Source organism: Stenotrophomonas acidaminiphila, from assembly GCF_001431595.1.
GTDB lineage: Bacteria > Pseudomonadota > Gammaproteobacteria > Xanthomonadales > Xanthomonadaceae > Stenotrophomonas > Stenotrophomonas acidaminiphila.
The window spans coordinates 43,650-56,005 of record NZ_LDJO01000051.1; the positions used below are offsets into that span (position 1 = coordinate 43,650).

A 12,356-nucleotide genomic window follows, 5' to 3' on the forward strand; every position below is an offset into this window, starting at 1 on the left:
GGCGGCGCGCACGCGGCCGGCGATTGTACCAGCGCGGGTTTTGCCACCCTGCCGGGGGCCCTGCGCCGACCCCTGGAGGCGCTCCCAGGGCCGGCCAGGTCCGGGGGCCGGGGTCGCGGAGCGGCCGCCGAGCGGTTAGGATCGGATCTTGCTGGAACATGAATGATGGGGATTGCAACATGCAGGTGATAAGGGGCGTGGCCGGTGGCCTGATGCTGCTGGCCGGCCTGTTCTGTTCGACGGCGTGGGCACAAGGGATGCCGAAGATCGCCGAGTTCTATTTCGATGACGATGTCGCGGCCAGGCCGGTGCACGCGCTGCCGCCGGATCAGCCGGAGCTGGTCGAGCAGTTGATGAAACTGCGCGAGCGCGGCCGCAAGGGCGTGGAAGCCACGATCCAGCTGGCCGGCGTCGCCTATGCCGAGAACCGGGTGGAAATCGGCGAGAAGCTCTACCAGGAGGCATTGGCCGCCGTTTCGGAGAGTTCGTCACAGGCCCGCGGCATCCGCTGGAACCAGGGCTGGAGCCTGTACCGCCACGGTGATGCCGAGGCGGCGCTGCAGCAATGGAGCGCCGCTGCGCAGGCCACCCGCGGCAACGTCGCATGGGTGCCGCCAACGCTGGCCCTGGCGCTGTGGACGCTGGGCCGCCGCGACGAAGCCGTGCAGTGGTACGCGGCGGCGGTGCGGACCGAGCCGCAGCTCTGGAACGACCCGGCGCGCTTCGCCCAGTTGCTGCCGGCATGGACGGACGAGGAGCGCGCGCGCCTGGCCGAAGTGCAGCGGGCCTGGGCTGCCAATCCGCCGGCCTGGCCCTGAGCCACGCCGGCAGGGTGCGGGGAGCGGCGGGATACCCGCACGGCCCGCATCCGCACGAACGATCGGGCGTCCCCGCCCTCGCGGGACTCGGGCATCGGGATCGGTACAACGGGTGCTGGATCGACCAGGGAGCGGGGCGATGAGATACCGGATGGCGATGTTTTTCCTGCCGGTCCTGCTGGCAGCCTGCACGGTGGGCATCCGGCCGGAATTCACCCAATCGTTCGTGGACGCCAACCGTGGATTGGACGACGACGCATGGTCGGCGGCGTATTCGCCGCAGATGGGGCTGTTGGCGGTCGGTCGTGACTCGGGCCGGCTGGAGCTCTGGGATGCGCGCAGGAAGGATGTGCGCATCGCGCTGCAGGCCCATGAACTGCGTACCCAGGACATCACCTTCGGGCCTGCCGACGGGATCGTGATCAGCCGCTCCAGCTTCGGCAACGTCGAGGTCGGCGACATCGTCCAGTACGAGAACGGGCCAAAGGTCTGGGACGCCCGTAGTGGCGAATTGCTGCACGCCTTCCGCGAGGGGCACTGGAAGCCGGGCGCGGCTTCGGCCACGCCACTGCGCGGCCTGTACCTGCTGGCCAGCTACGACGAACTGCACATCTATGACCATGCCAGCCGCGCGCTGGTCGGCGCGCCGTTGCGGGTGCCGGGGGATGGCGGCGTGACCTGCCTGGACTGGGACGAGGCCTCGGGCCTGATCGCCGCCGGCACCGACAGGGGCGTGGTGCTGCTCCTGCGCCTGCAGCGCGACGCGGCCATCCCGCGGCTGGAGGTCGTGGACCGTCATGCCGCCCATGCGCCGGGGCCGCGCAACGACATGCTGGCGGTGATGTTGCTCGACAAGGGCACCCGGCTGGTGACGGTACAGCGCTCACCCGTGCGGGCGCAGGCGCTGCACGACGATGTGCCGCCCCTGTACCAGGGCCTGCAGCACGAGACCGTGCGCTGGAACCTGGCCGGCTGGCAGCGCGAACATGTCTATTCCAGTTCGCTTGTGGGCCTGCACCAGGCCGGCTTCACCCGCGGCGAGGATTGGCTGGTACTGGCCGGTGTGGCGGGTGGCAGCGCCCGTATCGAGGGCAAGATCGAGCTGCTCGATCTGCGCGGTGGCGTGGCCTGGCTCTACCAGGCCAACACCACCCATGCGACTGCCGTACTGCTGCCGCCGGCGCGCGAGGGGTTGGTGCTGCAGCATGGCCGTGCCACGCGCGTGAGGTATCTGGACCAGGCCGGGTCGGTGCCCTGGTCGCCGCCGCGCTGAGCGCGGCCCGGCTCACCCGGCCGGTACCGTGCGCCCGCGTGCCCAGTCGCGCAGCGCCTGCACCTGCTCGGCCATCAGCACCGACAGCGGCCGCGTGCTGCGGATCTCGGCCATCAGCAGGTCGGTGTCCAGCGGCCTGCGCTCGGCATACGCGGCGTACAGGCCGGCGACCACCGCCTGTTCGATCTCGGCGCCGGAAAAGCCATCGGCAGCGGCGGCCAGGGCGGGCAGGGCGAAGCCCTCGGCGTCCAGTCCACGTTTGTCCAGGTGCAGGCGCAGCAGCTCCACGCGGGTGTCGGGCGTGGGCAGGTCGACGAAGAAGATCTCGTCGAAGCGGCCCTTGCGCAGCAGTTCGGCCGGCAGCTCGTGCACCTGGTTGGCGGTGGCGACGATGAACACCGGCGCCTTGCGCTCGGCCATCCAGGTCAGCAGGTAGCCCAGCACCCGGCGCGAGACGCCGCCGTCCTCGCCGCTGCTGGCCAGGCCCTTCTCGACCTCGTCGATCCACAGCACGCACGGCGCCAGCTGTTCGGCCGAGGCCAGCGCGTCGCGCAGGTTCTTCTCGGTTTCGCCGTGGTACTTGTTGTACAGCGTGGCGAAGTCCAGGCGCAGCAGCGGCACGCCGAAGCCCGCCGCGGTGGCCTTGGCCAGCATCGACTTGCCGCAGCCCTGCACGCCGAGCAGCAGCATGCCGCGCGGCGGATCCAGCCCGGGCGGCGCATCGCCGGCGACGAACACCGCCCTGCGCTGTTCGATCCAGCGCTTGAGCCGCGTGGCACCGGCCACCTCGCCGAAGCGCGCGCTGTCGTATTCGTAGTGCAGGTGGCCGCTGCGGTTGAGCAGTTCGAACTTCAGCCTGGCCAGTTGCGGCAGGTCGTCGGCACGCAGCGCGCCGTCGGCGTAGATCAGCTGGCGGGCGATGCGGCGCGCGTCGGGCAGGCTCAGGCCCTGCAGGTTGCGCAGGATCTGCCGCACCGCGTCCTGGTCCACCTCCACGCGGCGGCCGCCGTTGTCGCCGGCGTAGGCGGCCGCTTCCTCGCGCAGCATCTTCAGCAGCGCGTTGGCGTCGGGCAGGCGCGGATTGAAGCGGGTGGCCAGCGCCTCCAGTTCGGCCGGCAGCTCGACCTTGGTGCCGACCAGCACCAGCACGTGCGGCTGGCTGTGCCGGCGCTGCACGATGTCGCGCAGAAGGCGCTGGTGGCTGGCGTAGCCCAGGTAGGGGTGGAAATCGAGCAGCAGGTAAATGCCCCGCTGCTCGGCCTCCTGGATCATCCGCAGCGCCGAGCTGGCGTCGGGCGGCCCGACGGCGTCGTCTTCGCGGTCCATGTCGATGCGGCGCAGGCCCTCGGTGATCGACCAGCGGTACAACGCCCGCCACACGTGCATCAGCGCCTGCCGGAACAGGTCCACCACGCGGGCCTCGTCCGCGGTTTCGATGACGATCAGCGGGGTATTGGCGCGGATCAGCGCGGTCAGGTCCTGCAGTTCGCTCATGGTGGCTCCGGTGTGGGTCGCCACGATAGCAAAGCATCCCGTCCCGGCAGGGGTGTCCTCACGCGCCGACTACCGCGGCCGTCGCGCGCCGGTGTACGCTGCGGGCAGTCCCGCGCAAAACGAGGCGTGCATGAAGACGATCCTGGTGGCCGGTTCCAAGGGCGGTGTGGGCAAGAGCACCATCGCCACGCACCTGGCCGCGCATGCGGCGCTGCAGGGCAGGGCGACGGTGATCGCCGATGCCGACCCGCAGGGGTCGAGCACGCGCTGGGCGGAGCGCCGCGCCGGCCTGGACAGTGCCGTGCTGCCGGTGGATGTCCACCGCAGGAAGTCCTGGGAGAAGCACATCCCCGATGGCGCCGAGGAGGTGATCATCGATGCCCCGGCCGGTGCGCTTGCGGACGATCTCGAGCATTTCCTGGACGTGGCCGATGCGGTGGTGGTGCCGGTGTTGCCGTCGGCGCTGGACATCGAGGCCATCGTCGGTTTCCTGAACAGTCTGGCCAGGGTCAAGCGCGTGCACTCGCGCGCGCTGCCGGTGGGCCTGGTGCTCAACCGCACCAAGCCGTGGACGCAGACCTCGCAGCAGGCGCGGCAGATGCTGGCGCAATGGCCCTACGAGGTGGTCGCGCAGCTGCGCGACAGCCAGAGTTACGTGGTCATGGTCGGCCTGGGCCGCAGCCTGTTCGACTACCACTCCGCCCAGGTCCGCGAACACCAGCAGGACTGGGAGCCGCTTCTGAAATGGTTGAACAAGGTCTGACCCGGAGCTAATGAATCCTCATGCGTGAACTGATCCTGCTGCGACATGCCCATGCCGAGCCGGCCGACAATGGCCTGGCCGATATCGATCGCCCGCTTTCCCCGCATGGCCTGGCCGAAGCCGAGGCGGCCGGTCGCTGGCTGCTGGAGCAGCGGCTGGTGCCGGACCGGGTGCTGTGCTCGCCGGCGCGGCGCGCCCGCGAGACGCTGGAGGCGGTGCTGTCGCTGACCGGCTACGTCGAGCAGCGCCTGGAGGAGCGGATCTACGACGCCACCCCCGGCACCCTGGCCGCGCTGGTGGACGAGCACCGCGAGGTCGAGCGCCTGCTGCTGGTCGGCCACAACCCGGGCATGGAGCGGCTGGTGGCGCTGATGCACAGCGGCCAGTCCGGCGACTACCGCGGCATGCCCACCGCCTCGGTCGCGGTGCTGTCGCTGCCGATGGCCGCGGCCATCGAACCGGGCATCGCCCGCCTGGCGGCCTTCTGGTGGCCGTGAGCCGATGATCCCGTTGCGTCGACGGTGCCGGCACGCCACGCCCGCCAGGGCGGGACGCATGCCCGGTGGCATGAGCCGCAAGCCGGCCGGGCGCGCGTGCGTGGCCGCGCGCCGTCCCGGGGCCGTGGACAGGGACTGAACGCATGCGGTGGGTGCGTTGCGGACTGCTGCTGAGCTGGCTGGCGGCGACGGGCACGGCGGTCGCGGCGCCGCAGCCGCTGCAGTTCGATACCACCCATTCGCGCTTCGGTTTCGAGATCCGTACCCGCTTCGGGCAGCGGATCGAGGGCCAGTTCCCGCGCTTCGACGGCTGGATCACGGTGCTGCCCGACGGCCGCCACCAGGTGCGCCTGCGCATGTTCACCCAGTATGTCGAGATTCCCGGCAAGCCGCGCTACACCGGCTGGATGCGTGGCGAGGATTTCTTCGACGCGCAGCGCCACCCGCTGGTCGAATTCGAGTCCGATCCCTACGACCCGGACATCGTCGAGCGCGGTGGCAGCGTGGAGGGGCGGTTGACCATCCGCGGCATCAGCCGGCGCGAGGTGCTGCACCTGGAACAGCCTGAATGCGCCAGGCCGGGCTATGATTGCGACCTGGTAAGCCGGGGTACCGTCCAGCGCGGTCGTTACGGCATGGACAGCTGGCAGTTCGCCCTGGGTGACCGTGTGACCTTCATATTGCGTACGCGCCTGTTGGGCGCCTCCCAGCCGTGAACCTGCTGCTGCGCCTGCTGCTGCTCGGCATGGCCCTGCTGGCCGGCGGCTGCGCGTCGCTGTCCGCGCAGCAGCGCGACCGCGCGCAGGGCATTGCCGTATCTGCGCGCCCGACCGCCCTAGACTGCGACCGTCCCGACCGCTGCGCACTGCGGTCGCCGCTGCGCGCGCTTGGCGCCCAGGCCATCGCCGACTCCGCCGCCGCCGGCGCGCCGCGGCACTACGCCACGATCCTGGACGAGGGCGAACTGTCGCTGGTGGCGCGGCTGAACCTGATCCACAGCGCCAGCCGCAGCATCGACCTGCAGACCTATATCTTCGATACCGACGACAGCGCCCGCATGATCATCGATGCGCTGCTGGACGCCGCCCGCCGCGGGGTCAGGGTGCGGGTGCTGATCGACCAGCTCTCGGCGATCTCCGACGTGCAGATGCTCGCCGCGCTGTCCGGCGCGCACGCCAACTTCGAGCTGCGCATCTACAACCCCGCGTTCGGCAAGGCCAAGCTCAATTACTTCGACTACGCCGGCAGCGTGCTGTGCTGCTTCCGCCGCTTCAACCAGCGCATGCACAACAAGTTGCTGGTGGTCGACGGGGTGGTCGGGGTGGTGGGTGGCCGCAACTACCAGGACGACTATTACGACTGGGACCGCGAGTACAACTTCCGCGACCGCGACGTGGTGGTGGCCGGGCCCGAGGCGCGCGAGATGGCCGCCAACTTCCAGGCGTTCTGGGACGCGCCCCGCAGCGTGCCGGCCGAGCGCCTCAACGATGTCGGCCGCACCCTGCTGCGGAACGGCGTGCCGGCAATGCCCGCGGCGCGTTTCCGGCGCCCGGAGCGGGTGGCACGCGCGGCGGCCGAGGCCGCTGACCCGGCGTTCGTCACCGAGGCGTTCGTCGACACCACTCTGCCGGTGCGCTCGGTGGCCTATGTCGCCGACCTGCCGCGCAAGCACCGCGGCGACCCGCTGCCAAACGCCACCGAACCGCGGCTGGACACGCTGATCGCGGGCGCGCAGTCCGAAGTGCTGCTGCAGACCCCGTACCTGGTCCTGTCCGAGCCGGCGCAGCAACTGTTCAAGGACCTGCGCGCGCGCCCGCAACCGCCGCGCGTGGTGGTGTCCACCAACAGCCTGGCGGCGACCGACAACCCGATCGTCTATGCGATGGCCTACAAGTACAAGCGCCGCAACCTGCGCGTGCTGGGCTTCGACATCTACGAGTACAAGCCATTCCCGCTGGATGCGCCGGTGGCCCCGGACAACCTGTTGTCCGCGGCGCTGGACGACACGCAGGTACCGCCACCGCCGCACCGCCTGATCGGGGCAAGCGCGGCCGGCAGCAACGTGCGCGGCAGCGGCTCCGGGCGGCGCGCCGGTGCCGACGGCAGCGAGGTCGAGCGCGAAGTGCTGCGCACCGAGACCCGGCCCTCGTTCCTCGGCAGCAAGGCGGCCAACCGCCCGCTGCCGGTCACCCGCCGCGGCGCGCGCATGGGCCTGCATGCCAAGTCGCTGGTGGTGGACCGCCGCATCGGCGTGGTCGGCACCCACAACTTCGATCCGCGCAGCGAGAACTACAACACCGAGGGCGCGGTGATCATCGACGACCCGGTATTCGCCGAGCAGCTGGCGCAGAGCATCCTGCGCGACATTTCGCCGGACAACGCCTGGGCAGTGGCGCCGCGCGAGAAGGCGCCGGTGCTGTCGGGCCTGAACTACAGCCTGGGCAAGGCCTCCGAGGCGCTGCCGATTCTCGATGTCTGGCCGTGGCGCTATGCCACCAACTACGCGTTCCAGCCCGGACCGGAATGCCCGCTGCCGCTGTCGCGGCACGACCCGGATTTCCGCCGCTGCTACGCGCCGGTGGGCGACTTTCCCGAGGTCGACGTCGGCCCGAAATGGCTGCTGGTGCGCATGTTGACCGCGTTCGGCGCCGGGCTGGTGCCGATCCTGTAGCGCGCACACGGCGCGTGGACGCGGCTTCGGTTGCAATGGGCGTCCCCCTGCCTGCACCGAGGACGACCATGCACCACGCCTTCAAGGTCGGCGACCACGTGCGCTGGAATTCCGAAGCCGGCCACGTCACCGGCCATGTCATCCGGGTGCATATCCGCGACACGCCGTACAAGGGCCACGTGCGCCGTTGCAGCGAAAACGACCCGCAGTACGAGATCCGCAGTGACCGCAGCGACCACATCGCCATGCACCGCGGCGCGGCACTGGAGAAGATCGGCTGACATGAGTGGCGCCGTCACCGTCTGGACCATCGGCCACTCCACCCGCAGCCAGGACGACTTCCTCGCGCTGCTGGCCGGCTACGGCATCCAGGCCGTGGCCGATGTGCGTCGTTTCCCGGGTTCGCGGCGCCATCCGTGGTTCGCCGGCCAGACCCTGGCGCAGACCCTGCCGGTGGCGGGCGTGGAGTACCTGTGGCTGCCGCAGCTGGGCGGGCGTCGCCGCGTGCAACCCGGCTCACCGAACGGTGGCTGGCGCAATGCCGCCTTCCAGGGCTACGCCGATCACCTGGACAGCGCCGAGTTCGCCGATGGGCTGGCGCGGTTGCTGGAACTGGCCGTGCGCCGCCGCACCGCGCTGATGTGCGCCGAAGCGCTGTGGTGGCGCTGCCACCGCCGGCTGATCGCCGACCAGCTCAGCGTGCACGGCATCGGGGTACGACACATCCTCGATGCCGGCCACGCACCGGCACACGTGCTCACCGCCACTGCGCGCGTGGTCGATGGCCGGCTGCGCTATCCGCCGGCGCAGGACGATCTGTTCGCCTGACTCGGGGCGGCGCGCAGCACCGTAAAATGGGATGCATCCCACACCGGTCATCGCCATGGCTTTCCGCGCCCCCGTTTCGCTGGATGAACTCAACCGCCTCAGTCGCGGCACCCTGATCGAGCACCTCGGCATCGTCTTCACCGGCGCCGGCGAGGACTGGCTGCAGGCGACCATGCCGGTGGACGAGCGCACCCGCCAGCCCTACGGGCTGCTCCACGGCGGTGCCTCGGTGGTGCTGGCCGAGACCCTGGGCAGCAGCGCCGGCAACCTGTGCGTGGATACCGCCAGCCAGGTCTGCGTGGGGCTGGAGATCAACGCCAACCACCTGCGCGCGGCCCGCACCGGCGTGGTCACCGGCACCGCGCGCGCGCTGCACGTCGGGCGCACCACCCAGGTCTGGGAAATCCGCATCGAGAACGAGGCCGGCAAGCCGGTGTGCATCTCGCGCCTGACCCTGGCGGTGGTGCCGGCCTGACGCGCCCCCGGGCGCGATGCCGCCGGCCTACGCGTGCACGAACGCGGTGTCCGCCAGGCGTTCGTGGATCCACGTTTCCAGTTCGTGCGCGGGCAGTGCCGGGGTGAAGTGGTAGCCCTGGGCGATGCCGTAGCCCTGCTCGCCGAGCATGCGCAGCTGTTCGACGCTTTCCACGCCCTCGGCGACCACCGTCAGCCGCAGGCTCTGGCCGATGTGGGCGATGGCGCGGGTCAGCGCGCTGGCCACTTCGTCGTTCTCGATGCCGCGCACGAAGCTGCGGTCCAGCTTGAGTTCGCTGATCGGCAGCAGGCGCAGGTAGCTCAGGCTGGAATAGCCGGTGCCGAAGTCATCCATCGACAGGCGCACGCCCAGCGCGTGCACCGCATGCAGCGTGCGCAGGGTGCTGGGGTCGGTGTCCAGCAGCACGTCCTCGGTGATCTCCACCTTCAGGTCGTCCGGCGCCAGCGCTTCGTGCCGCAGCACCTGCTCGATGCGCAGCGGCAGTTCCAGATCGTGGAAGTCGGTCGGCGACAGGTTCACCGCCACCGAAGGCACCTGCAGCCCAGCACGCCGCCACCGCGCCAGCTGCGCGCAGGCCTCCTCCAGCACCCAGTGGCCGATGTCGCCGATCAGCCCGCATTCCTCGGCCAGCGGGATGAACTGCATCGGCGGCACGTCGCCCAGCCGCGGGTGCCGCCAGCGCGCCAGCGCCTCCACCCCGCGCAGGCGGCCGTCGTCGATGCCGACCTGCGGCTGGTAGTGCAGGTGCAGCTGGCGCTGTTCGACCGCCTCGCGCAGCGCGGTTTCCAGCGCCAGCCGCTCCTGCGCGTTGTGGTCCATCTCGCGCGAATAGAACCGCGCGCCGTTGCGGCCGCTGTTCTTGGCCTGGTACATGGCCACGTCGGCGTGGTGCAGCAGGGTCTCGGTGTCGTGGCCGTCGTGCGGGAACATGCTGATGCCGACGCTGGCCGACGGCCGGATCTGCACGTCGTCCAGCTGCAGCGGCAACGACAGCCGGCGCAGGATGCGCTCGGCGCGTTCGCCGGCGGATTGCGCGTCGCAGGGGTTGAGCACCATCACGAACTCGTCGCCGGACAGGCGGCCGACGATGTCCGCCGGCCCGGCCTCTTCCTGCAGGCGGTGCGAGACCGCGCGCAGCAGCTGGTCGCCCCCGGGGTGGCCGAACGAGTCGTTGATCTGCTTGAACCTGTCCAGGTCGATGAACAGCACCGCCAGCGCCTGTTCGGAGGCGGCGGCCGCGGCGATCGCCTGGTCGGCCTGGGCATGCAGCAGGTTGCGGTTGGGCAGGCCGGTGAGGTCGTCGTAGAAGGCCAGCCGGCGGATGCGGTTGCGGGCCTCCTCGCGCTCCAGCGCCAGCGCGCACAGGTGCACGATGACGTCCACCAGGCGGCGGTGGAAGGCATCGGGATCGTGCGGGCGGTGGTAGTAGAAGGCGAACGTGCCCAGCACGCGGCCGTCGCTGGCCTTGATCGGCGTGGACCAGCACGCCGCCAGGCCGTGGGCCAGCGCCATGTGGCTGATGCCCTGCCAGTTCGGGTCCAGCGCGATGTCGCGCGCCACCACCGTCTGCCCGGTATGCGCGGCGGTACCGCAGCTGCCCACGCCGGGCCCGATCGGGATGCCGTCCACCTGTCGCGTGTAGGCCTCCGGCAGGCTGGGCGCGGCCAGCGTGCGCAGCCGCCCATCCTCGACCCGCAGCACCGAGCACAGCACCTGCGGCGCGATCTGCTCGACGTCGCGGCACATCATCTGCATCACCTCGCTGGTGGGAACCTCGCGCACCAGCGCATCCAGCATCCGGTGCTGCAATACCTCGTGGACCTTGGTGTGGGTGATGTCCATCAGCACGATGACCAGGTTGGCCAGCGCGCCGTAGTCGTCGAAGATCGGGTTGATGCTGATCGCGCACCACAGCGGGTGGCCGTCGCGGCAGGCCACGCGCTCGTCGCAGCACACCGGCTCGCCGGCCAGCAGGCGCGCGGCCTGGGCCAGCGTCGTGCGGCGCCGCGCGCGGTCGGGCACCAGCAGCGCGGCGACGTGGCGGCGCAGGACCTGGCTGGCATCGAAGCCGAACAGGCGGCAGAAGCCCTTGTTCAGATGCACCACGCGGCCGCGCGCGTCGGTGATCAGCACCGCGCTCTGGGTTTCGTCGAAGCCGAGCGACAGCAGCCGCTCGCGCTCCTGGCGCTGGCGCCGGGTGGTCACGTCGCGGATGAAGGCCATGTGCAGCTGGCCGTCCACGGCCGGGGTCCGCGCTAGCGCCACGCTGATCCAGCGGGTCTGCCCGTCCTTGCGCACCATCTGCACGTCGCGCGGCTGGCTGGCCAGTTCGCGCACGCGGTTGGCCGACCCCGGATGCAGGTCGCTGTCGTAGCGTTCGCGCATGACCTCCGGGGCCAGGAAGCCCAGGTTGCGCCCCGCCACCTCGTCGCGTGACCAGCCGGACAGGGCTTCCATGGCCTTGTTGAAGTACACGATGCGGTTCTGGCCATCGAACACGATCACGCCGCTGTCGACCTGCTCCAGCGCCGCCGACAACAGCGGCAGCATGTCCCCGGCCAGCGACCGCGATAACCGCTCCATGTCCACGCTCCCCTGTAGGCGTGAGCGGATTTATACCGCGTTGCCCGCGACTCGGGGTGAGGAGCCCGGCAGGCCCCCCGCCATGTGCTGGCGGAAGCCGGACCGCATCCGGTATCTTGCGCGGATGACTTCCCCCCGTCCCGCCCGCCAGGGCAGCGTGGCGCGTGCGTTCCGCTATCTGTACCGCGTGCCGCTGCTGCTGGTCCACGTCGTGGTTTTCCTGCCGCTGATCCTGCTGCTGATGGCGCCGCCGTTCGGCCGCCTCGGTGCAGCCAGCGATCCGCTCGAACACAAGGTGGTGCGCTGGTGGTCCGGCGGCCTGATGTGGATCTTCGGCTTCCGCCTGCAGCGCACCGGCCAGCCGTTGCCGGGTGCGGTGCTGTTTGTCGCCAACCATGTCGGCTGGGTCGACATCAGCATGATCCACAGCCAGAAGATGGTCGGCTTCGTGGCCAAGCGCGAGATCGCCGGCTGGCCGCTGGTGGGCTGGCTCGCCACCCGTGGCCACACCATCTACCACCAGCGCGGCAACACCGAGTCGCTGGGCGGGGTGATGGAGGAGATGGCCAAGCGCCTGCGCGAGGGCCGGCCGGTCGCGGTGTTCCCGGAAGGCCGCACCCGCGGCGGCCACGAGGTCGGCCCCTTCCATGCGCGGATCTTCCAGGCGGCGGTGGAAACCGGCGTGCCGGTGCAGCCGGTGGCATTGCGCTACGGGGTGCGCGGCGACGCCCAGACCCGGGTCGCATTCGCGCCGGGCGAGAGTTTCTTCGGCAACTTCCTGCGCCTGCTGGGCGAACCGGCACGGCGTGCCGAAGTGCACTTCCTGGAACCGATCGCCAGTCACGACCTTGAAGGGCGCCGGCGCATCGCCGAGACCTCGCGCGCGCGCATCATCGCCGCGATGGAAGGCCCGTAACGGCGTGTTTGCGTGGC

At 70.5% G+C, this 12,356-nt stretch carries 12 protein-coding genes; 10 read left to right on the top strand and 2 right to left on the bottom strand.

The features are described from left to right. The first annotated feature begins 179 nt into the window (after positions 1-179). Entirely contained in the window at positions 180-818 is a 639-nt protein-coding gene (locus ABB33_RS14185) for a tetratricopeptide repeat protein (protein WP_054662163.1), read from the top strand. Between the two features lie 139 nt (positions 819-957). Next, positions 958-2,091 (top strand): WD40 repeat domain-containing protein, encoded by a 1,134-nt coding sequence (locus ABB33_RS14190; protein ID WP_152985100.1) that lies wholly within the window; start codon positions 958-960, stop codon positions 2,089-2,091. Positions 2,092-2,103: 12 nt separating this feature from the next. On the opposite strand, the gene ABB33_RS14195 is transcribed toward ABB33_RS14190, so the two are convergent. Further along, complete coding sequence (locus ABB33_RS14195; protein ID WP_056932538.1) at positions 2,104-3,585, bottom strand: AAA family ATPase; 1,482 nt, start codon at positions 3,583-3,585, stop codon at positions 2,104-2,106. 130 nt (positions 3,586-3,715) lie between these two features. Here ABB33_RS14195 and ABB33_RS14200 point away from each other — a divergent pair, with 130 nt between their 5' ends. The 7 genes from ABB33_RS14200 to ABB33_RS14230 all read left to right on the top strand — a co-directional run bounded on the left by ABB33_RS14200 (position 3,716) and on the right by ABB33_RS14230 (position 8,819). Further along, entirely contained in the window at positions 3,716-4,348 is a 633-nt protein-coding gene (locus tag ABB33_RS14200) for a ParA family protein (protein WP_054668550.1), read from the top strand. Positions 4,349-4,368: 20 nt separating this feature from the next. Continuing rightward, positions 4,369-4,845, top strand: a complete 477-nt coding sequence (locus ABB33_RS14205) for a SixA phosphatase family protein (RefSeq protein WP_054662172.1) — start codon at positions 4,369-4,371, stop codon at positions 4,843-4,845. 143 nt (positions 4,846-4,988) lie between these two features. Further along, entirely contained in the window at positions 4,989-5,561 is a 573-nt protein-coding gene (locus tag ABB33_RS14210) for a YceI family protein (protein ID WP_082595107.1), read from the top strand. After that, positions 5,558-7,516, top strand: a complete 1,959-nt coding sequence (locus ABB33_RS14215) for a phospholipase D family protein (RefSeq protein ID WP_056932539.1) — start codon at positions 5,558-5,560, stop codon at positions 7,514-7,516. The genes ABB33_RS14210 and ABB33_RS14215 overlap by 4 nt, the downstream gene beginning before the upstream one ends. A gap of 68 nt (positions 7,517-7,584) precedes the next feature. Further along, a complete protein-coding gene (locus tag ABB33_RS14220; RefSeq protein ID WP_056932540.1) occupies positions 7,585-7,797 on the top strand; it encodes a hypervirulence associated TUDOR domain-containing protein in 213 nt (70 codons plus the stop codon). Between the two features lies 1 nt (position 7,798). Next, the gene (locus ABB33_RS14225) at positions 7,799-8,344 is read left to right on the top strand and encodes a DUF488 domain-containing protein (protein WP_056932541.1); all 546 of its coding nucleotides are present in this window, start codon (positions 7,799-7,801) and stop codon (positions 8,342-8,344) included. Positions 8,345-8,399: 55 nt separating this feature from the next. Next, the gene (locus ABB33_RS14230) at positions 8,400-8,819 is read left to right on the top strand and encodes a hotdog fold thioesterase (protein WP_056932542.1); all 420 of its coding nucleotides are present in this window, start codon (positions 8,400-8,402) and stop codon (positions 8,817-8,819) included. A 27-nt stretch (positions 8,820-8,846) separates the two neighbouring features. Here ABB33_RS14230 and ABB33_RS14235 read toward each other — a convergent pair whose 3' ends face one another. Beyond that, complete coding sequence (locus ABB33_RS14235) at positions 8,847-11,423, bottom strand: EAL domain-containing protein (RefSeq protein ID WP_082595108.1); 2,577 nt, start codon at positions 11,421-11,423, stop codon at positions 8,847-8,849. Between the two features lie 124 nt (positions 11,424-11,547). On the opposite strand from ABB33_RS14235, the gene ABB33_RS14240 reads away from it, so the two are divergent. After that, positions 11,548-12,339 (top strand): lysophospholipid acyltransferase family protein, encoded by a 792-nt coding sequence (locus tag ABB33_RS14240; protein ID WP_056932544.1) that lies wholly within the window; start codon positions 11,548-11,550, stop codon positions 12,337-12,339. Positions 12,340-12,356 lie beyond the last annotated feature (17 nt).

Coding starts and splice junctions, on each gene's coding strand:
- ABB33_RS14185 (WP_054662163.1), top strand. CDS start 180: ATGCAGGTGATAAGGGGCGTGGCCGGTGGCCTGATGCTGCTGGCCGGC.
- ABB33_RS14235 (WP_082595108.1), bottom strand. CDS start 11,423: ATGGAGCGGTTATCGCGGTCGCTGGCCGGGGACATGCTGCCGCTGTTG.
- ABB33_RS14190 (WP_152985100.1), top strand. CDS start 958: ATGAGATACCGGATGGCGATGTTTTTCCTGCCGGTCCTGCTGGCAGCC.
- ABB33_RS14195 (WP_056932538.1), bottom strand. CDS start 3,585: ATGAGCGAACTGCAGGACCTGACCGCGCTGATCCGCGCCAATACCCCG.
- ABB33_RS14210 (WP_082595107.1), top strand. CDS start 4,989: ATGCGGTGGGTGCGTTGCGGACTGCTGCTGAGCTGGCTGGCGGCGACG.
- ABB33_RS14240 (WP_056932544.1), top strand. CDS start 11,548: ATGACTTCCCCCCGTCCCGCCCGCCAGGGCAGCGTGGCGCGTGCGTTC.
- ABB33_RS14205 (WP_054662172.1), top strand. CDS start 4,369: ATGCGTGAACTGATCCTGCTGCGACATGCCCATGCCGAGCCGGCCGAC.
- ABB33_RS14230 (WP_056932542.1), top strand. CDS start 8,400: ATGGCTTTCCGCGCCCCCGTTTCGCTGGATGAACTCAACCGCCTCAGT.
- ABB33_RS14220 (WP_056932540.1), top strand. CDS start 7,585: ATGCACCACGCCTTCAAGGTCGGCGACCACGTGCGCTGGAATTCCGAA.
- ABB33_RS14225 (WP_056932541.1), top strand. CDS start 7,799: ATGAGTGGCGCCGTCACCGTCTGGACCATCGGCCACTCCACCCGCAGC.
- ABB33_RS14200 (WP_054668550.1), top strand. CDS start 3,716: ATGAAGACGATCCTGGTGGCCGGTTCCAAGGGCGGTGTGGGCAAGAGC.